The sequence below is a fragment of the Oribacterium sp. Sow4_G1_1 genome, from assembly GCF_052116105.1.
In the GTDB taxonomy this organism is placed as follows: Bacteria; Bacillota; Clostridia; order Lachnospirales; family Lachnospiraceae; genus Oribacterium.
In genome coordinates, this window is record NZ_JBQKLS010000019.1 from 1 (window position 1) to 20,400 (window position 20,400).

General features: G+C 53.0%; 16 protein-coding genes. All 16 read right to left on the reverse strand.

Annotation, left to right across the window (positions count from 1 at the left end):
• Window positions 1-299 precede the first annotated feature (299 nt).
• Window positions 300-1,352 (reverse strand): NAD(P)H-dependent flavin oxidoreductase, encoded by a 1,053-nt coding sequence (locus tag ACTQ52_RS10580; protein WP_441226769.1) that lies wholly within the window; start codon window positions 1,350-1,352, stop codon window positions 300-302.
• Window positions 1,353-1,544: 192 nt separating this feature from the next.
• A complete protein-coding gene (locus tag ACTQ52_RS10585) occupies window positions 1,545-1,925 on the reverse strand; it encodes a PqqD family protein (RefSeq protein ID WP_410042962.1) in 381 nt (126 codons plus the stop codon).
• Window positions 1,926-1,935: 10 nt separating this feature from the next.
• Window positions 1,936-3,855, reverse strand: coding sequence for an OPT family oligopeptide transporter (locus ACTQ52_RS10590; protein WP_441226770.1), 1,920 nt, complete (start codon window positions 3,853-3,855; stop codon window positions 1,936-1,938).
• A gap of 282 nt (window positions 3,856-4,137) precedes the next feature.
• Window positions 4,138-6,315, reverse strand: a complete 2,178-nt coding sequence (locus tag ACTQ52_RS10595) for a Tex family protein (RefSeq protein ID WP_441982614.1) — start codon at window positions 6,313-6,315, stop codon at window positions 4,138-4,140.
• A gap of 327 nt (window positions 6,316-6,642) precedes the next feature.
• Window positions 6,643-6,876, reverse strand: a complete 234-nt coding sequence (locus ACTQ52_RS10600) for a hypothetical protein (RefSeq protein ID WP_441226772.1) — start codon at window positions 6,874-6,876, stop codon at window positions 6,643-6,645.
• Window positions 6,877-7,115: 239 nt separating this feature from the next.
• Complete coding sequence (locus tag ACTQ52_RS10605; RefSeq protein WP_441982615.1) at window positions 7,116-8,702, reverse strand: aminotransferase class I/II-fold pyridoxal phosphate-dependent enzyme; 1,587 nt, start codon at window positions 8,700-8,702, stop codon at window positions 7,116-7,118.
• Window positions 8,689-10,083: a thioether cross-link-forming SCIFF peptide maturase gene (gene scfB, locus ACTQ52_RS10610; RefSeq protein WP_441226774.1), complete on the reverse strand. Its 1,395-nt coding sequence runs from the start codon at window positions 10,081-10,083 to the stop codon at window positions 8,689-8,691. Before scfB ends, ACTQ52_RS10605 begins: the two co-directional genes overlap by 14 nt.
• Before the next feature lie 116 nt (window positions 10,084-10,199).
• Window positions 10,200-10,346 (reverse strand): six-cysteine ranthipeptide SCIFF, encoded by a 147-nt coding sequence (gene scfA / locus ACTQ52_RS10615; RefSeq protein WP_410042956.1) that lies wholly within the window; start codon window positions 10,344-10,346, stop codon window positions 10,200-10,202.
• Window positions 10,347-10,415: 69 nt separating this feature from the next.
• Window positions 10,416-10,919: a DNA-deoxyinosine glycosylase gene (locus tag ACTQ52_RS10620; RefSeq protein WP_410042955.1), complete on the reverse strand. Its 504-nt coding sequence runs from the start codon at window positions 10,917-10,919 to the stop codon at window positions 10,416-10,418.
• A gap of 78 nt (window positions 10,920-10,997) precedes the next feature.
• The gene (locus ACTQ52_RS10625) at window positions 10,998-11,774 is read right to left on the reverse strand and encodes an enhanced serine sensitivity protein SseB C-terminal domain-containing protein (protein ID WP_441982616.1); all 777 of its coding nucleotides are present in this window, start codon (window positions 11,772-11,774) and stop codon (window positions 10,998-11,000) included.
• 118 nt (window positions 11,775-11,892) lie between these two features.
• A complete protein-coding gene (locus ACTQ52_RS10630; protein WP_441982617.1) occupies window positions 11,893-12,765 on the reverse strand; it encodes a gluconate 5-dehydrogenase in 873 nt (290 codons plus the stop codon).
• Window positions 12,766-13,063: 298 nt separating this feature from the next.
• Window positions 13,064-14,491 (reverse strand): APC family permease, encoded by a 1,428-nt coding sequence (locus ACTQ52_RS10635; protein WP_441226777.1) that lies wholly within the window; start codon window positions 14,489-14,491, stop codon window positions 13,064-13,066.
• 112 nt (window positions 14,492-14,603) lie between these two features.
• Entirely contained in the window at window positions 14,604-15,923 is a 1,320-nt protein-coding gene (locus tag ACTQ52_RS10640; protein ID WP_410042951.1) for a M18 family aminopeptidase, read from the reverse strand.
• 212 nt (window positions 15,924-16,135) lie between these two features.
• Window positions 16,136-16,684, reverse strand: coding sequence for a shikimate kinase (locus ACTQ52_RS10645; RefSeq protein WP_441226778.1), 549 nt, complete (start codon window positions 16,682-16,684; stop codon window positions 16,136-16,138).
• 103 nt (window positions 16,685-16,787) lie between these two features.
• The gene (gene ppdK, locus ACTQ52_RS10650; RefSeq protein WP_441982618.1) at window positions 16,788-19,421 is read right to left on the reverse strand and encodes a pyruvate, phosphate dikinase; all 2,634 of its coding nucleotides are present in this window, start codon (window positions 19,419-19,421) and stop codon (window positions 16,788-16,790) included.
• A 277-nt stretch (window positions 19,422-19,698) separates the two neighbouring features.
• Complete coding sequence (locus ACTQ52_RS10655; RefSeq protein ID WP_441982619.1) at window positions 19,699-20,400, reverse strand: response regulator transcription factor; 702 nt, start codon at window positions 20,398-20,400, stop codon at window positions 19,699-19,701.

A 20,400-nucleotide genomic window follows, 5' to 3' on the forward strand; every position in this document is an offset into this window, starting at 1 on the left:
ACCATTGCTGGTCTCTGAAAATTCTTTAGAATCTTCAGGGTCTGTGTATTAATCGATCTTTGATTTTCAAGGTTCGTTGTGCTCTCGTCTCGCGACAGCTTGTATATATTAGCAAACCGTTTCGCTTGTGTCAAGCACTTTTTAAAATTTCTTTTTGTCATTCGCTTGCGATGGAGCTTTGTGTCCGTTTCGCTTGCGGCGACAGTTGCATACTTTAACAGACAAACCAGGGCATGTCAAGCGTCATTTTCACTTTTTTCAAAATATTTTCAGGGTGTCAGAAGGGGCGGCATACCGTTTTATATCTCTCCTGCTACATCCTGAATGATGTCTTTTACGTGTTCCATCTTTGTGAGCCGTTCGACGTTGGCGCCGGAGAAGAAGAGCCCGTGCTCTACGTCGCCGAGTACGGCGTCTGTGAGGGCCTGTGTGATGCAGTATTTCGTTTCTGCCGGATTGCATACGGAGATGCAACGGTAGCAGTGGGTTGGGGCAACGCGGCCCTCCTCTTCCATGCGCTGAAGGAGCGGGGTGTACACGGCGCGTCCAGGCATACCGACCGGGCTCTGAATGATACGGAGATCTTCTGCCTTTGCGTTCAGAAGGACATCCTTATAGGCCTGAGAGGCGTCGCATTCATAGCTTCCGATGAAACGGGTGGCGAGCTGCACACCAGCCGCTCCGGCCGCCTGCATTGCCCGAAAATCGTCATGGTCCCAGATACCGCCCGCGGCGAACACAGGGATCGGATGGCCTGCAGCTTCCTCAAACGGCTTCAGTGCCGAAATGAGCTCCGGGATGATGTCTTCATTTCTGCGGCATCTGCCTTCCTGCAAATCCGCACGATCGAAGCCGAGATGTCCGCCGGCTTTGTATCCTTCCATCACAACGAAATCAGGATAGCGCTTATATTTCCGCTGCCACATGCGTATGATGACCGTCGCCGCCTTCGCGCTCGAGACGATCGGGGCGATCAGCGCGCTTCCCTCCGGTACAAATTCCGGCAGGTTCAGTGGTAGACCCGCACCGCAAATCACGGCATCGATGCCTGCCTTTACCGCTGCGCGGATCGCATCGCCAAACTGGCGTGTCACGACCATCGCATTGATGGCGATGAGGCCATGCCCGCCGGCGATGTCCTTCGCCTTTCGGATTTCCTTCTCCAGCGCACGCAGATTCGCCTCCTCCGGATGCTGCCTGAAATCCGGCTCGCGGAAGCCGACATCGGCTGTGCTGATACAGCCCATGGCCCCTTCCCGGGCCACAGCGCCTGCGAGTCCGCCCAGCGACACACCGACGCCCATTCCGCCCTGTAAAAGCGGCACCATCAGTTCCTTCGTTCCCAGTTTCATCTCTTCTCCTATAAAGCCTCGAATATTTTAGTTAAATTTATTTAACTATATCATCATAATGGAGCTTCATTTGATTGTCAAGACATCGATGGTGATACGCTTCGTTCTGCCTTTCCTGCCGGACCCCCTCAGCGGCACTATTACAAAAAAGGCAGCGGAGTCTCCTCCACTGCCTTCAGAGCATATTCTGTTTTATCTCACATCCGGCTTCAGCCAGAAGATGAAGTCATAGCTTTCGACGATTTCAAAGAATTTCAGCAGACGTTCATAGAGAGGCTCCGCCTTCTCTCCGAAGTGTGCGTGGACCGCCTGTGCGATGCCTGCCACGTTTGTTTTCCCATCCAGCTGCTGCCAGATATAGCTTCCCGTTTCGTCCAGATGGACATAGGAGATGCGTGGTTTTCGGAAGAGCTTCTGCATGATGGTATTCATCGCGCCCTTATTCTCGATACTGAGGGTCACGAGTCCATCCTCGCCCATCTTCCACTCTTTGATTTTCTGAGAGATCACCGGTACATAGCTGTTGTACAGTGCGATGGTCTCGTCTTTACTAAGCTTCGGCTTTTTACCCATAGAGAATTCCTTATGCGTTCTTCCTGCCGCCAAGTGTGAACTTGAACACAAGAAGAATCATCACCGCAAATACGACAGCAGAAGCGATGTTGCCAGCGCCTGCGCTGAGATTCAGTACGCCTGCCATGTTGATCTTATCGGATACACCGATAACAGCAAGAATCGCCAGAACGATGCCGACGAGACCCTCACCGGCGATCATACCAGAGCAGTAAAGTACGCCACGATTGGTCACTCTGGTCTGCTCCTGTTCGGAAGCATACTTCTTACGATCGAAGTACAGACGAACGAGACCACCGATCATGATGCATGCGTTGAGCTGAACCGGAAGATAAACACCGATGGCAAACGGAAGCACCGGGATACCGAGGATCTCAACCACACATGCAAGAACGACACCCACGATGACCAGACTCCATGGAAGCTTACCACCCATAACGCCCTCAACGATCATCTTCATCAGGGTCGCCTGCGGTGCACCGAGCTGCTCCGAGCCGAAGCCCCAGGCTGCATCGAGAAGGTAGAGAACACCACCGATGGCGATCGCCGATACGATGGTACCGATGATCTCACCATACTGCTGCTTGATCGGTGTCGCACCTACGAGGTAACCGGTCTTCAGATCCTGTGAGGTATCACCGGCGATGGCTGCTACGATACAGATCACCGTGCCGATGGCAATCGCTGCCTTCATGCCTGCTGCACCCTCTGCGCCGGTGGCCTTCAGGATGATGGTGGAGAATAGAAGTGTCGCAATCGCCATACCGGATACCGGGTTGTTGGAAGAACCAACGATACCAACCATGCGGGATGAAACGGCCGCAAAGAAGAAACCGAAGATCGCGATCAGGACTGCGCCGCCGATGCCAACCGGGATCTGCGGAAGAACACCGGTCAGAACGATAAGAACTGCAAGACAGATGACAACCACCTTCATGCTGATATTCTTATCTGTACGAAGCTCACTTCCACCCTGGCCACCCGCGAGTGCCTTCATGGAATCACGGAAGGTGGTCACGATCATCGGAAGAGACTTGATGAGGGAAATGATACCACCGGTTGCCAGTGCGCCGGCACCGATGTAGCGGATATAGCTTCCCCAGATGGCGCTCACACCACCCTGTGCAAACATCTCACCGATCGGTGCTGTGCCAGGATACAGTACGGCGTCTGAACCGAACATAACGATCAGCGGAATCAGCATCATCCAGGAGATGACACCACCGCAGAACATATAAGAAGAAATCTTCGGTCCGCAGATATAACCTACAGAGAAGACCGCCGGGTAGATCTGGGTACCTATCTGGCCCTTGAAGCTGCCGAGACCGGTACTCGGTGTGTTGATCTCACTCGGAACGAGGCCGAGACCGTCGATGACGAACTTGAAAGCAGCAGAAATTCCGAGACCCGCAAATACAACGGAAGCGGAATCGCCACCCTCCTCACCAGCGAGCAGTACCTCTGCACAGGCCTGACCTTCCGGATACGGAAGTGTGCCGTGCTCCTTCACGATCAGCGCGTTACGAAGTGGTACCATGAAGAATACACCGAGAAGACCGCCGATGAGACAGATAATCATGATCTCTACGAGATTCGGCTTCTCCATGAGACCATCCTTCGCCCACAGGAACATCGCCGGAAGCGTGAAGATCGCGCCGGCAGCCAGTGATTCACCGGCGGAACCTACGGTCTGAACGAAATTGTTCTCGAGAATAGAATCACGATGAAGAATCACACGAATGACACCCATCGAGATAACGGCTGCCGGGATCGAAGCGGACACGGTCATACCAACTCGTAATCCCAGGTAAGCATTGGCTGCACCAAAGATCACGGCGAGAATGGCACCCATAATGATCGAGAAAGCGGTCATTTCAGGAACGATCTTCTCAGCCGGGATAAATGGCTTGAACTGTTCTTTGTTATCCATTTGATAACCCCCTAATAAAAAATATCACGGCCAATTATAACACATATAACTGTTATTACAATCGATTTAAATTTTTAATGTCGGAAAGTGTTACAATTCAACGTGCTAATACATCTCGGTATCCACGGTGTCCGCAGGCAAAAATCCGGCAGAGCCCCGGAGGGCTATGCATCCGGCGCATTCGGTCCTGCCGACGGTTCAAGAATTAAGCAGGGCCCCGGAGGGATGACTTCTGTTGCCTTCCCTCCGGAGCCCTGCTTGATTTTCATCGCTATGCCGCCCTTAGCGGTGCTGGTCTACGCCTTTCATCGTGAGTGAGATCTTTTTCCGTGTCTTATCCACCGACAGCACCCGGACGCGAACGATGTCGCCGACCTTTACGACGTCGAGCGGATGCTTCACAAATCGATCCGCGAGCTGCGAGATATGCACGAGTCCATCCTGGTGCACACCGATATCGACGAACGCGCCGAAATCCACGATATTTCGAACGGTTCCCTGAAGCTCCATCTCCGGCTTCAGATCATCAAAATCGAGCACATCCGAGCGAAGCACCGGTACCGGTACATCCTCCCGAGGGTCACGTCCCGGCCGGATCAGCTCCTGCACGATATCCTCGAGCGTATAGACACCGACCTGTAGCTGTTCTGCCAGTGCCGGAATCGAGCTCTTCGCAGACTGCAGCTTCGCCGCCAGCTGCGCATTCTTCCCACTCTGAAGATCCTCCTCCGTATATCCCATCGATGTGAGAAGTGCCTTCGCAACAGCATAGCTTTCCGGATGCACCGCTGTGTTATCCAGCGCTTCCTTTCCATTCCGTATCCGCAGGAAGCCGGCACACTGCTCGTATGCCTTCGGGCCGAGCTTCGCCACCTTCAGGAGCTCCTTACGGGAGCGAAAGGCGCCCTTCTCCTCGCGGTAGGCGACGATGTTTCGTGCGATGGTCTTATTGATGCCTGACACATACGACAGGAGCGCGAAGCTTGCGGTGTTCACATCGACACCGACGCTGTTGACGCTGTCCTCGACGACACTCGACAGCTGCTCACTCAGCTTCGTCTGGTTCATATCATGCTGATACTGTCCGACACCGATCGACTTCGGATCGATCTTAACAAGTTCTGCCAGCGGATCCTGCAGCCGTCGCGCCATCGAGGTCGCCGAGCGCTGCCCTACATCGAAATTCGGGAACTCCTCTGTCGCAAGTGCGGACGCAGAATAGACAGACGCCCCCGCCTCGTTCACGATCACATACTGCACTGGCAGATGATCCTTCTTTATATAATCTGCGATGATCTGCTCGGATTCACGGGAGGCTGTACCATTGCCGAGTGAAATCACATCCACATGATACTTTCGGATCAGGTCTTCGATGGTCCGCATCGCCTCCTCCACGCGGTTCTGCGGTGCCGTCGGGAAAACCACCGTCGTATCCAGCACCTTTCCGGTCGGATCCACCACCGCGATCTTACAGCCGGTACGGAAGGCCGGATCCCAGCCCAGTACGGTCTTTCCGCTCAGCGGGGCCTGCATCAGCAGCTGCCGCAGGTTCTCACGGAAGACCTGAATCGCTCCATCCTCTGCCCGATCCGTCAGATCATTCCGGATCTCCGTCTCGATCGACGGCCCGATGAGCCGCTTATAGGCATCAACACAGGCCTCGCGAATATAGGACGCACTCGATGGATGCTGTTCTGCGCCCATCTTCTGCGCCATAAAGTGAAGAATCTCCGCCTCCGGCACCTCCAGCCGGATGCTGAGGATCTTCTCCTTTTCACCACGATTCAGTGCCAGTACACGGTGGCCCGGAATCCTACGAATCGGCTCTGAATATGCATAGTAGTTATCATATACGCTGTGTTCCGCAGCCTGCTGCTTCGTCCGGCCAGCGGATACGATGCAGCCCTCCTCCACACTCTTCCGGCGGATCCAGGCACGCAGCGCTGCACTATCCGACATCGTCTCTGCGATGATATCCTCTGCGCCCTGGATCGCCGCCTTTACATCCGGTACTTCATGCTCCGCATCGACATACTTCTCCGCCTCCACCGGAACCGCCGGCTTCCCCTGCCCCGAGAGAATGTAAAGCGCCAACGGTTCCAAGCCACGCTCACGGGCGATCATCGCACGGGTGCGACGCTTCGGCTTATATGGACGGTAGATATCCTCGAGCTTCACCGCCGTCTCTGCTTCCTCGATTTCCTTCCGCAGGGCAGCCGTCAGCTTTCCCTGCTCCTCGATCGAGGCGAGAATCGTCTCCTTCCGCTCCTCCAGATTCCGAAGATAACGCAGACGCTCATCGAAGGCACGCAGCACGTCATCGTGCATCGCACCCGTCGCCTCCTTGCGGTAACGTGCGATAAACGGGATCGTATTTCCCTCATCGATCAGTCGGATGACCGCCTCCGTCTGCCAGGTCTTCAGTCCGAGCTCCTGCGTGATTTTCTCTACTATTTTCATATATAAAAACCTTTCTCACTTTTTCCGCAGGCAACGCTCGACAGCCTCTCTCGCTACCTGCTGCCATGATCCTGCCCTCGTTTTTTCTGTTATAATGACGTTTTTTCCAGCACGGACATTATAACATGATTTTTATTCGCACTTAAACCATCTTCTCCAGATGGCAACGTCTCGGATACAGACACGGCATCAACATCCTGTAGTTTCTCCATCTCTTCAAAAAACAGAACGCGCCCAGCACTGCACTTTTTCATGCAGCGGTGGGCGCGTATATATCATATGATGCAGCTTCAGCTGGTTTTTCTGACAGAGCCTGCCGATCTTCTCTCAGATCGTATCCGCCAGTCTGGACTCCACGATCCGTCCCATGCGTCTGTAAAACGCCGCGCGATGACGCTGGCGCGCACGCTCCCGGTCGATCTCATACAGCAGATACACACTGCCCGCGCTCAGGACATAACCGATCCAGCGCACCTGGTGGAACTCACACAGGGATGCCATCACGCCCATCCCTAAAATAATCATCGCTACCAGCTCGAAAGTTTTCAGATTAATTCTCATGTGCTCTGCCTCCTTCATCAACTATCCACGTCATAACACGGTACGTTTGTTTTGTAAACAGTCGTTTGCAAATATTTGTTCTAAAAATGTATGTTTGCCTTACAGGTATAAAGATAGCATGCAGCTATGCAAAAAATTGCACATCCGCATGCTTTTACGTAAGATGCTGAAAAACCGGCGGCATCGCCACCGGTTTTTCAGCCTGTTTATATATTTTTATCACAGACAGCAGGAGCACTTCATACCTGCGTGAGACAGGCGACCCTTCCAGGCACAGCTTCCGAGCGCGAATAACGAAGTTCATCATATCGCTTATCTGCCTGCTGCAGGTAGCGGACCATCGCCTCGGTGATGCGTTCCCCCGGTACCAGAAGTGGAATCCCAGGTGGGTAGCTATAGACATACTCTCCGGAAACGCGTCCCTGGAGCGCCGCGACCGGCACCATCTCCACAGCCGCTTCCACCGCCTCGCACGGAGTCTGTACCATTTCCTTCGGTGTCGCCTCCTGCAGGCTCGGGATGTCCACCATCGCGAGGCGTGCCGATTCAGCGCTGTTTCGCACTTCCGCCATCGTATCGGTCGCACATTTTCTCCGTACGGCTTCTCTCAAGGCGGACATATCCACATCCGTCCACGTGCCATCCACCAAAGTGCGTACCGAATCTGCATTTTCATCCTCATCCAGTACCTGGTCGATCATCCGCAGCGCCTCTGCGAAACGCGGAAGCTCCGCAAAATCATCGCCCGGCCCGGTCATCGCGAGCGCATAGCCCGGCTGCGCCATCTCCAGCTCATAGTGAAAGTACATCCGCAGGAGATCCATCAGCGCATAGCCGCTGAGCCGCGTTGCGCTGCAGTCGATCACGAGCTTACTCTGATCAAATGCATAAAACGCATGTGCATTCACCGTATCTTCACCATGGCAGAGCACGCGCAGGTGTCGAAGTGACCGGATCGTTTCATCAAAGGCCCGAAGTGCTGCTGCCCAGTCCATAAAGCACTGCCGTCCCTCCTGCTCCATCCATTCGGTACAGCCCGCCAGCGACAGCATCAGCGGATACGATGGCGAAGAGCTTTCAAAGATCGACAGCTTTTCCTCGATGACGCTTTCCGATACCCGCTCTCCACGCAGATGAAGATACGCCGTCTGCGTCATGCCCAGCAGGGTTTTGTGTGCTGACTGCACACTGATGTCCGCGCCCTGGCGGGTCGCACTGTCCGGGAAGCCCGCCTCCGGCATGAGGCCGAGATGCGCGCCATGTGCTTCATCCACCATCAGCGGGATCCCATGCAGATGACAGAGATCCGCGATGCGCCGGATATCCGAAACCACGCCCTCATAGCTCGGACTCGTCAGTACCACCGCGCGGCTCTCCGGATACTCGTCGAGCAGTGCTTCCACCGCCTCCGGCCGGATGCTGTCGAAAATGCCGGTTGCCGGATCCATGGATGGCCAGAGCCAGTGCGGATGCGCATGGCGAAGCTCGATCGCATGGAACACCGAACGATGGCAGTTTCGCGCGACGATCAGTTCTCCATCATAGGGCACGATAGCAGAAACACCTGCGAGATTCCCGCAGGTGCTTCCATTGACCAGATACCAGCTTCGGTCCGCGCCATGCAGTGCACTCGTTCGTGCCATGGCGTCCTTCAGGATCCCCGACGCATGGTGGAGGTCATCCGTCCCGGAGACCTCCGTCAGATCATAACGCAGAACACACTCCGGTACGACCGCCACGCGGCGCTTATGTCCCGGCATATGCATCGGATAATACTGTTGATTCAGATACTGATCCAGCTGATCTTTCAGATTATGCTTCTTCATCTGCTTCCTGAGCCATCTCGGCCTCCGCTACCTTCATCATGAGCGCACACTCCATCCGCTTACGGAAGAGCTTACAGCCATACTCATAGACACCGTGGATATCACCGGTAGCATGCAGGGCATTGGCTGCGCAGCCGCCGGCACAGTACATACGTGCCCAGCACTCCTTACACTCCGGACGGGAGTAAACATTACACTCCTTAAACTCATCACGGATGTTCTCATGCTGCACACCATCCCAGATGTTACCGAGCTTATACTCCGGATCGTTTACGAACTGATGGCAAGGATAGAGGTCGCCCCAGGCAGTCACGGCCATATACTCCGTTCCTGAACCACAGCCGGACACACGCTTGTACACGCATGGACCGTGCTCGAGATCGATCATGTAATGATAGAAGGTGATCGGCTTACCGTCCTTCTCACGACGCAGCATATCCTTCGCGAGAATCTCATACTGCTCGTACAGAACCGGAAGGTCCTCCTCGGTCAGCGCACTCGGGCTGGACGGATCGGTGACAACCGGCTCCATAGAGAGCTCGGAGAAGCCGAGATCATCCGCCATGTGGAAGATATCGTTTGTAAAATCCGTGTTGTAGTGGGAGAAGGTTCCGCGCATATAGTAGCTCTTATCACCACGGGACTCGACGAACTTCTGGAAGTTCGGCACGATACGGTCATAGGAGCCGCGACCTGCACGATCGACACGGAAGCGGTCATGGACCTCCTTCCGTCCATCCAGTGAAAGAACGACATTGTAGCACTCCTTATTCGCCCACTCGATGACCTCGTCTGTCAGCTTGACACCGTTTGTCGTCAGCGTGAAGCGGAAGTTCTTATTGTGCGCCTTCTCGATGGAACGCGCGTACGCCACGGTTTCCTTACAGAGCTCAAAGTTCAGCAGCGGCTCACCACCGAAGAAATCGACCTCGAGATTCCGACGGTTGCCGGAATTCTCTACCAGGAAGTCGATCGCACGCTTTGCGGTCTCGATGGTCATGATCCCTTCCTTACCATGAAACTTTCCCTGGGATGCGAAGCAGTAGCTGCAGTTCAGATCACAGGTATGTGCCACGAGGAGACAGAGTGCCTTCACCACCGTGGACTGCTGCTTGAGATAGCCGGCGGCCTTCTCATAGACATCCTTCGTAAAGAGCTTTCCCTGCTCCGTCAGCTCATGGATATCCGCGAAGGTATCCGCGAGCTCCTCCGCCGATGCTTCCGGATGCACCGTGCGAAGCTCTTCCGTCGCCGCCTCCTCACTCATGCCGCTGTCGATCAGATGGATCGCGTCATAAGCCAGGTCGTCGGTCACATGAACGCTTGCGCTGTATACATCGAGAACGATGTTATAACCATTGAGTTTATACTGATGAATCATGAAATCTCCTACTCTAATGATCGAAAAACGATCAGAAAATCGATACAAAAAACCAAAATCGATAAGCAATAAAAAACCGGGGCTGTTCATGCCCCGGTCGATACACGAACCTGATATTAAGCGTTCTTGTTCTCACACTGCTGGTTAGCGATACCACAGCTGGTCTTGCAAGCAGACTGGCAGGATGTCTGGCACTCGCCACAGCCGCCCTTCTCCTCGGATCTCTTCATATCTCTTGTGTTTAATGTCATAATATGCTTCATAGAAATACCTCTTTCCTAACAGTAACTGTTATGTAATATGCCCATAATACATTTCCTTACATAAGTAAGTCAAGAATTATTTGCGATGATCTGCTGATATTCCGTCACCAGACGCTCAAAAGATACCGCACAGTTCGCCGGCGACGTCGACGAAAGCTTCACCGCATGGATACCGGTCCGCGGGTACTGATACTTTTCATAGTACTTATACGAGCTCGCACCCGTGCAGAAGATGCGCGTGATCTTCGTCTTCTTCAGGAGTCCCTCGATGTCCGTCGGAACCGGATTTCGGATGCTGGCATCCGATGCGCCCACGATATCGCACTCACTCAGCGCATCCCAGAGGGCGATGTGGTGACGCCGCATCATCGCGGACTTCTCCTCGACACTTTCGGGCAATGTCTCCGCCAGCACTGTCGCCATAACCCTCCAGAAACGATTCTGCGGATGTCCGTAGTAGAACTTCATTTCCCGCGACTTCGGCGAAGGAATCGAGCCCAGCACCAGCACCTCCGAATCCGCATCATACAGCGGTCCGAACGCACGGTGATCCACATGTGTCAACTCCGCCATCCGCCCCTCCTTTCGCCTGATCCGTCATTTTCATGCATTTTCCCCATTCAGAAGGAATCAATGCCTGCTGCTTCCGGCTTACTGCTCGACGATCTTAAACGCTCTCTGATAGAACGGCTGCTGACCCTCGATCGCCTTCGCCGCGATCGGCGCACGTGCCGACAGAAGTGCCACAGAGCGTCCACGGCTGGCACGACGTGCCGCTGCCATCAGTCTCGGGAAGGTCTCATCCATCGAACCGATGTGACGAACGATAACGCAGTAATCCGTGTGTCCATTGCGGACCATGTCACGGATGTACCCCGCCGCCACATTACGATCGCTCCGCATCGCACCGGTCAGTGCATTCAGAAGATCCGCTGTCGTCTGATCCTCCCGGACATTCTTGAAAATGATGTCTTCGTCTGCGCTGGACTTCTCACCCTCGAGTCCGAGCTCAGCGCCCTTGATCTTCGTGCGAAGATCGATGATCATCTCACGGGCGACGATGAAATCATCCGTACCCGGGTTCAGAACGAAGCCGTAGATCTGCCGATCGTTCATCGCGATATCGGCCGCCTCCTCGAAGCTGTGCTTCACGCTCTGTACCGGCTCGCTCTTAAACCATGCCTTCAGATTTGCCCGGCTCGTGAATACCATGTAGAAGTGTGCACCGTCCTTGTTTGCGGTGACACCATACAGAAGCTTACGCTCACGTGCCTTCTCGCCGACGATACGTACCGGCATGATGAACTCAGCACCCGCCATCTCCTCCATCACGATCTGCTCCGCACCTGTGTTTTCACCATTTGATGCCTTCAGTGCATGGATCGCGTCAACCAGCTTCTGGTTGGCTCTTTCAGTATAATCTGCCATATATAAACCTCCTGGTTTTCCTGTCTGCCTTCTCTCATGCAGTGTAGCATATTTTCTACTAAAAGAAAACGAGAGACTGCCGCAGCAGTCTCTCGTGAACGTATCCAGAAAACCAAGATCAGTGATCTGCTACCTTGATATCCTCAACGCCTGTAACGTCCTGGAACTTGGACTCATCGAGCTGGCTAGGATCCTGACCGATGTACGCGAGGATACCACCATCGATGTATATGACCTGACCGTTGATGAAGTCAGATGCCGGAGAAGCGAGGAATACAGCGAGACCCTCGAGGTCCTCTGTCTCGCCCCAGCGCTGTGCAGGTGTCTTCGAACGGATGAAACGATCAAACGGAGCCATGGAACCGTCTGCCTGCTTTGCACGAAGCGGAGCAGTCTGCGGAGTAGCGATGTAGCCAGGTCCGATCGCGTTACACTGAATGTTGTACTGACCATACTCAGAGCAGATGTTCTTTGTGAGCATCTTGAGGCCGCCCTTGGCAGCTGCATAAGCAGATACCGTCTCACGACCAAGCTCAGACATCATGGAGCATGCGTTGATGATCTTGCCGTAGCCCTTCTTGATCATGCCTGGAAGGACAGCCTTTGCGCAGAGGAAAGGACCGGTGAGATCGACATTAATAACCTGATCCCACTGCTGCTTCGTCATCTCAACCATCGGGATTCTCTTGATGATGCCGGCATTATTTACCAGGATATCAACACCACCGAACTTCTCCTCGATATCCTTCACGAGTGCGTTTACCTGCTCCTCGTTCGTAACATCACATACGACACCGTATGCATCGATGCCGAGCTTCTGGTACTCTGCGATACCTCTGTCTACGAGCTCCTGATTGATATCATTGAAAACGACCTTCTTTGCGCCAGCCTCAGCAAATGCCTTCGCATATGCTAGACCCAGTCCATAGGATGCGCCGGTTACCCATGCAACCTTGCCATCAAGTCTGAACTTATCAAGAATTCCAGCCATAACAAATCTCCTTTTTCTTCCATTTTTCTTACTTCTATGTTCTCAGGCACGATGCCTGAATACATCCATACCAGCATCATCATAGTTGATTTGGTACCCCGGTTCAAGCCTTCACAGGCACTCTTCACAAAGTTTGTGAATGTTGCGGTAAACCGGTTCACTTTTCTTGTCAAAATTTGCCAAGATGCAGATTTCTCTACATCCTGGCAAAGCATTTTGTATCTGTTTTCCTGTAGATGCTTTCCGGGCATACGCCATGATGCCTTTCGCTGCATCCTCTCTTTCAGCATCTGAAGGATCAGGCCTTCGCTGCATCCTCTCTCTTCTTCAGAATCGGAAGGATGATACCGAGTGCTGTCAGTACGCACGGTGTGATGATGTTGAGACACATGGTGAACAGGTCTTCATCATAAACACCGAGCAGACAGCTCGCCGCGGTCACGAAGAAGCACCAGCAGCCGAAGAACATAGCCACGTTATGATTCTTCACGAAACGATACTCCGGCTTGAACCTGTCCTCCGCCTTACGAAGTGCGATGTACGCTGCAAATACCCAGAGATAACGCATCGGCATACATACGGAGTTCAGCTTGGTGAGCTGCTTCAGAACGGTCGCTGCACCAGGAACGAAGGACTGTACGAGGATGATAGCACCGGAAAGAACCGCAACCATCTTGATACCGTTGACATAGGCACCCTTATCATTCTGTCTGAGAAGCTTCGACGGGATAAACTCACGCGCATCCTCGTTGTCAAACAGCATACGAAGCGGTGCATCGATACTGATGACAAGCGTGGAAAGCTGACCTACCGCGTTGCAGAGTGCGTAAATGATCATCAGGCTGTCACCCATATGATAGTACTCGCCCAGTCTCTGGAATGCCCAGTAGGAACCGTTCGAGTTATAGGAGTTGAAGCTCTCCTTGGACTCGTTGATGATGGTCGGATCGAACATCATGCCCATCGCGATGGTACCGAGAATCGCACAGATCACAACCATGATCGCCAGGCTAATCATCGCACGCGGGAAGCCCTTGCTCGGGTTCTCTACCTTATTAACATACGGAGAGATCTTCTCACAGCCACCGACAGCGAAAACCAGGATGGACAGGGAGGTGAAGTACTTCCAGTCGAAGGTCGGAATCAGGTTCTTCGCACTGAAATCCAGTGTCACGAAGGAAGAAGCCGGATTGATGGCACGCGCACCGAACATCATGATGATGTAGAGGATGGACATGATGAACATGCTGGTACCTGCCAGTGTCGCCATCTTCTTCAGCGGGTTCAGACCACGGCTTGCGATATAGCAGAACAGAATCAGGATACAGAAGGTGATCAGCTGTACTGCCAGTGTAGGGAAGGTATCGTATGCTTCCGCGTTACGGAACACAGCCCAGCTCAATGCCTTCAGACCACCGGAGGACTTACTTGCGATGTAGGTGATATGGCATGCCCAGTAGGTCCAGCCTGCATAGTACGCAAGCTTCGGTCCTGTCGTCTTCAGAATCCATGAGCTCACACCACCACCGGACTCCTTAAATGCGGAACCCAGCTCACCGACCATCAGTGCGTATGGTACGAAGTAAAGCGCAAACATGAGGATCCAGCTGAAAATAACCTGGATACCGTTGAAGTAGATGAAGCCGTTCAGTACATTTCCGAAGCCCCAGACCGTCGAAAACGCCATGAACGCGAGCGTCGTCCATTTAATGTGTTTTGAATCCATATGTATACTCCTTTTTTGTTGTTTAGCGAAACGAATTCAGATTTCGCTTTGTTTTGAAAGCCCGGTGATCAGCATTCGCCTGTTCCACGGGCTCATCCACACATGATCATGATCAGAAGATCAGTCTGTAATTGCCGTCCCCGTTTCCTTCAAAGCTCGAGCTGAACAGTACCCGCGCCGCCTCGATCAGATACGCGGTATCCCGCGCACCGGCCGTCTCATACGGAGAGTGCATCGCGAGCTGTGGCAGTCCGATATCGACGGTGTTCAGCGCAACCTGCGCCTGCGAAATATTTCCCAGCGTCGAGCCGCCGAGCATATCGGAGCGGTTGGTGAAGGTCTGACATGGCACAGCTGCCTTCTTACAGATCGCGCGCATCACAGCGCCGGAAACACCATCGGTCGTATACTTCTGGTTCGCGCTGTACTTGATGACGATTCCCCGGTTCATATACGGGCGGTTGGTCGGATCTGCCTTCTCGGCATGGTTCGGATGCACGGCATGTGCATTATCTGCAGATACCATGAAGCTCGAAGCGATGCTCATGAGGTACTGCTCCTCGCTGCGTCCCATCGCGCGGCTGATGCGCTGGAGTGTATCTTTCAGGAAGGTGCTGGCGGCACCCTGTTTCGTACCGGAGCCGACCTCCTCGTTATCATAGACACAGTGAACAGCGATGGACTGTTTCAGCTCGGCCGCGAGGAAGCCCTTCAGAGATGCAAATGCACACTGGAGATCATCCAGACGTCCACTTGCGATGAACTCGCCATGGAGGCCGAGCGTCGTTCCCTTCATGCGGTTATACAGGAAGAGATCCGTATCCAGGATGTCCTCCACCTGCACAGCTGCCTCGTCTGCGATCAGCTGCATGAACTGGTTCTTCTCCTCACCCTGCTCACAGAACAGCGGCAGCATATCCACCTGTGCATTAAATGCATAACCGTCATTGACCTGACGATTCATATGGATCGCCACGTTCGGAATGATGAGAAGATCCCGATCAACATTGACCAGCTTCGTCGCGATGCCCTCCTCCGTCTGAACGACTACACGACCGGCAACGGAAAGCGGACGATCCAGCCATGGTGCACAGAGCATACCGCCATACTTCTCGACATTCAGCTTGACATAGCTGTTGTCCACGACGATCTCTGCGTTCGTCTTGATCTTAAAAACCGGTGAATCGCAGTGGCTCGCCATGATCTGGAAGCCCTTATACTCACCCTCCGGTATACGAAAGGCGATGATGGCCGAATCGTTCCGTGTCACATAGTAGCCATGGCCCTCGGACAGTGTCCACGGGCAGCCCTCATAGAGGCGGGTGAAACCGGCGTCCTCGAGTTCCTTCTGCATATTGGCTACTGCATAAAATGCATTCGGGCTATGATCCAGAAAATGGAGCAGTTCCTTATTCACTTCCTGATGATTCATTTTCTATCCTCACAATCTGTGTAAAACATGACGATTATTCGCAAGTGGAATATGTCTTATTCGTGAAAATTATATTATAGCTTCGTTAATTTCGCAACAAAATTATAAAAAAATTATAAACTGGCGCAGAATAAGCGCCAAAAGCAGCATACAAAAACCGCGTTATTGCGCACTTTTCAACACAATAACGCGGTCCTGTACTATTTATATAATTATGAGTAATCCTTCATTTTCTGCATAATTTCACAGCAGATCGTCTCCACATCCTTCCCGTCCGTCGCGACGCATATATCCGCTGCCGCCTCATACGCCGGCCGGCGCTTCTCCTGCAACATACGGATATACGCGACATCCATATGTCCGTTCAGGATCGGACGATCCGCAGAATCCTTCACCCGAAGGAGCGTCGTCTCCGGGGTCGCCGTCAGAAAAACAATGATGCAGGATGTACGCAGATTTTTAACATTTTCCGGATTCATCACGAGACCCCCGCCACAGGAGATCACCGCCGCATGCACATCCTGAAAACGCAGCACCACGTCGTGCTCAAGCTGCCGGAAATACGCCTCTCCATCCGTCGCAAAAATCTCCGTAATCGGGCGTCCCTCCTGGCGCACGATTTCCTGATCCGTATCGATCTCTGTCAGTCCATACAGTGCTCTGAGTGCATGTGATACTGTCGTTTTTCCGGCACCCATAAAACCGATCAGCGCGATGTTTTTCATTTCTTCTTTATTTAGTCCGCTATGATCTCCAGCCATAATTCCCCCCTGTCCATACCTGTGTACGATATAAAACACCGGAGAATGTCGAGGACAGTCTCCGGTGTTTATCATCACTTATTTAATCCACGATCCTGTGAAATTACTTTCTCGGATTGTTGATCTCAGCCTGTGCTGCTGCAAGTCTTGCTACCGGTACACGGAACGGTGAGCAGGATACATAGTCGAGGCCGATGTTGTGGCAGAACTCTACAGAAGAAGGATCGCCGCCGTGCTCGCCGCAGATACCGCAGTGGAGGTTCGGGTTCACCGGCTTACCAAGCTTCAGTGACATATCCATGAGCTTACCAACACCCTTCTGATCGAGCTTTGCGAACGGATCCTGCTCGTAGATCTTGGTGTCATAGTAGCTGTTCAGGAACTTACCGGCATCATCACGTGAGAAGCCGAAGGTCATCTGTGTAAGGTCGTTTGTACCGAAGCAGAAGAAATCAGCCTCTGCAGCGATCTCGTCAGCTGTAAGAGCAGCTCTCGGGATCTCGATCATGGTACCAACCTCATACTTGAGCTCTACGCCAGCCGCTGCGATTTCCTCGTCTGCGGTCTTTACGACGATGTCCTTCACGAACTTGAACTCCTTCACCTCGCCAACGAGCGGAATCATGATCTCCGGAACGAGGTTCCAGTCAGCATGTGCTTTCTTTACCTCGATGGCTGCACGGATGATCGCCTGTGTCTGCATAACTGCGATCTCAGGATAGGTTACGGTCAGACGGCATCCTCTGTGACCCATCATCGGGTTGAACTCGTGGAGACCGGTAATGATCGCCTTGATCTGCTCAACCGTCTTGCCCATCTTCTCTGCAAGTGCCTTGATCTCCGGCTCCGTGGTCGGAACGAACTCGTGAAGAGGCGGATCCAGGAAACGAATGGTAACAGGGTTGCCTTCCATCGCCTCGAAGAGCTGTCTGAAGTCATCCTGCTGATACGGCTCGATCTTCTCGAGTGCCTTCTTACGCTCTTCAACCGTATCGGAGCAGATCATCTCACGGAATGCTTCGATTCTCTCCGGGTCGAAGAACATGTGCTCTGTACGGCAGAGGCCGATACCCTCCGCACCGAGCTCACGTGCCTTTGCAGCATCGCGCGGTGTATCCGCGTTGGTTCTTACGCCGAGCTTTCTATACTTATCAGCCCAGCCCATGATACGACCGAAGTCGCCGGAAATCTGAGCATCTACGGTAGCGATCTTACCCTCGTAGATGTTACCGGTTGTACCATCGATGGAAATGAAATCTCCCTCCTTGATGGTCTTTCCGCCGAGTGTGAACTTCTTGTTCTCCTCATCCATCACGATATCACCGCAGCCGGATACGCAGCACTCACCCATACCACGGGCAACAACGGCTGCATGGCTGGTCATACCGCCACGAACGGTCAGGATACCCTCGGAAGACTTCATACCTGTGATATCCTCTGGGGAAGTCTCGAGACGAACGAGAATCACCTTCTCGCCACGTGCGTTCCACGCCTCTGCATCCTCTGCAGTGAAGACGACCTTACCACATGCCGCTCCTGGGGAAGCACCGAGGCCCTTACCCATCGGAACCGCTGCCTTCAGCGCATCCTTATCGAACTGCGGGTGAAGAAGTGTATCGAGGTTACGTGGATCGATCATCGCAACGGCTTCCTTCTCGCTTCTCATGCCCTCATATACGAGGTCGCAGGCGATCTTCAGCGCAGCCTGTGCGGTTCTCTTACCATTTCTGGTCTGCAGCATGTACAGCTTACCGTGCTCAACGGTAAACTCCATATCCTGCATATCTCTATAATGCTTCTCGAGGGTCTCGCATACCTTTACGAACTCTGCGAATGCCTCCGGGAACTTCTGCTCCATCTCCTGGATGTGCATCGGCGTACGAACACCTGCGACAACGTCCTCGCCCTGTGCGTTCGTAAGGAACTCACCGAAGAGGCCCTTTGCACCGGTAGCCGGATCTCTCGTGAAGGCTACACCGGTACCACAGTCATCACCCATGTTACCGAATGCCATGGACTGTACGTTTACAGCAGTACCCCAGGAATATGGGATATCATTGTCACGACGATAAACGTTTGCACGTGGGTTATCCCATGAACGGAATACGGCCTTGATTGCGCCATAGAGCTGTGCCTTCGGGTCTGCCGGGAAGTCCTCACCGAGTGCTTCCTTATACTTCGCCTTGAACTGCTCTGCGAGATCATGAAGATCCTCTGCGCTCAGCTCGACATCGAGCTTTACACCCTTCTCTTCCTTCTTCTTATCGATCAGCTTCTCAAACTCGCTCTTGGAAACTTCCATAACGACATCTGAGTACATCTGAATAAATCTTCTGTAGGAATCCCATGCCCAACGTGGGTTACCGGACTTCTCAGAAAGAACCTTTACAACGTCCTCGTTAAGACCAAGGTTCAGAATGGTGTCCATCATACCCGGCATGGAAGCACGTGCACCGGAACGTACCGATACCAGAAGCGGATTCTCGTGATCACCGAACTTCTTACCGGTAATCTCCTCCATCTTTTCGATATGCTCGTCGATCTGACCCATGATCTCCGCATTGATCTCACGACCGTCCTCGTAGTACTGTGTGCAGGCCTCTGTCGTGATGGTGAAGCCCTGTGGAACCGGGAGACCGATATTGGTCATCTCTGCAAGGTTTGCACCCTTACCACCCAGAAGCTCACGCATGTCTGCGTTACCCTCCGTGAACAAGTAAACCCATTTCTTAGCCATCGCTTATCCTCCTAATCCTATGTATGTTGATGAGTGCATCTCTTAAAAAAAGGCCGTACACATGGACGGCGATCTCTGCAAAACGACTCATACGATTTAACCCATGTCGAGGAAAAATCTCTATTCGAATTATACTTTAGGAAAAATTGTTAGTAAAGTCTGAACAGAAAATGTAAACGTTTACATCGTGAATTATTTTTCCCACACAAAAAAGCCTAAGAAATTCCATCGTAAATCAAAGAATTTCAAAGGCTTTATAAATCTGGACAGCTCACGGTCAGACCTTAAAGCGGTATCCGACACCCCAGATGGTTTCGATATACTGTGGCTTCGCAGAATCCATCTCGATCTTCTCGCGGATCTTCTTGATATGCACCGTGACGGTCGCGATGTCACCGACGGAATCCATCTTCCAGATCTCCTTGAAGAGCTCCGCCTTCGTGTATACATGATTCGGATGCGAGGCGAGGAAGTAGAGAAGGTCGAACTCCTTCGTCGTAAAGGTCCGCTCCTCTCCGTTCACGAATACGCGGCGGGCACTCGGATCGATCTTCAGTCCATGAATCTCGATGACCCCGCTCTCCTCCCGGCCGCTGCCGACGAGACGTGCATACCGTGCCATGTGCGCCTTCACCCGTGCCACCATCTCCGAAGCAGAAAACGGCTTCGTCACATAATCATCGGCACCGAGACCAAGCCCTCGGATCTTATCGATATCATCCTTCCGTGCAGAAACGATGATGATCGGTATATCCTTCATCTCCCGGACCTCCTTACATACCTGGAAGCCGTCCTTTCCCGGCAGCATCAGATCCAGGATGATGAGTGCATAGTCGCCCTCCAGTGCCTTCTGAAGACCGGTATCACCATCGGATGCGATATCGACGGAAAAGCCGGAAATCTCCAGATAATCCCGCTCCAGCTCCGCAATCGACTGCTCATCCTCTATAATCAGTATGTTCTTCTTATCCTCATCCAT

Coding starts and splice junctions, on each gene's coding strand:
- ACTQ52_RS10580 (WP_441226769.1), bottom strand. CDS start 1,352: ATGAAACTGGGAACGAAGGAACTGATGGTGCCGCTTTTACAGGGCGGA.
- ACTQ52_RS10585 (WP_410042962.1), bottom strand. CDS start 1,925: ATGGGTAAAAAGCCGAAGCTTAGTAAAGACGAGACCATCGCACTGTAC.
- ACTQ52_RS10590 (WP_441226770.1), bottom strand. CDS start 3,855: ATGGATAACAAAGAACAGTTCAAGCCATTTATCCCGGCTGAGAAGATC.
- ACTQ52_RS10595 (WP_441982614.1), bottom strand. CDS start 6,315: ATGAAAATAGTAGAGAAAATCACGCAGGAGCTCGGACTGAAGACCTGG.
- ACTQ52_RS10600 (WP_441226772.1), bottom strand. CDS start 6,876: ATGAGAATTAATCTGAAAACTTTCGAGCTGGTAGCGATGATTATTTTA.
- ACTQ52_RS10605 (WP_441982615.1), bottom strand. CDS start 8,702: ATGAAGAAGCATAATCTGAAAGATCAGCTGGATCAGTATCTGAATCAA.
- scfB (WP_441226774.1), bottom strand. CDS start 10,083: ATGATTCATCAGTATAAACTCAATGGTTATAACATCGTTCTCGATGTA.
- scfA (WP_410042956.1), bottom strand. CDS start 10,346: ATGAAGCATATTATGACATTAAACACAAGAGATATGAAGAGATCCGAG.
- ACTQ52_RS10620 (WP_410042955.1), bottom strand. CDS start 10,919: ATGGCGGAGTTGACACATGTGGATCACCGTGCGTTCGGACCGCTGTAT.
- ACTQ52_RS10625 (WP_441982616.1), bottom strand. CDS start 11,774: ATGGCAGATTATACTGAAAGAGCCAACCAGAAGCTGGTTGACGCGATC.
- ACTQ52_RS10630 (WP_441982617.1), bottom strand. CDS start 12,765: ATGGCTGGAATTCTTGATAAGTTCAGACTTGATGGCAAGGTTGCATGG.
- ACTQ52_RS10635 (WP_441226777.1), bottom strand. CDS start 14,491: ATGGATTCAAAACACATTAAATGGACGACGCTCGCGTTCATGGCGTTT.
- ACTQ52_RS10640 (WP_410042951.1), bottom strand. CDS start 15,923: ATGAATCATCAGGAAGTGAATAAGGAACTGCTCCATTTTCTGGATCAT.
- ACTQ52_RS10645 (WP_441226778.1), bottom strand. CDS start 16,684: ATGGCTGGAGATCATAGCGGACTAAATAAAGAAGAAATGAAAAACATC.
- ppdK (WP_441982618.1), bottom strand. CDS start 19,421: ATGGCTAAGAAATGGGTTTACTTGTTCACGGAGGGTAACGCAGACATG.
- ACTQ52_RS10655 (WP_441982619.1), bottom strand. CDS start 20,400: ATGGATGAGGATAAGAAGAACATACTGATTATAGAGGATGAGCAGTCG.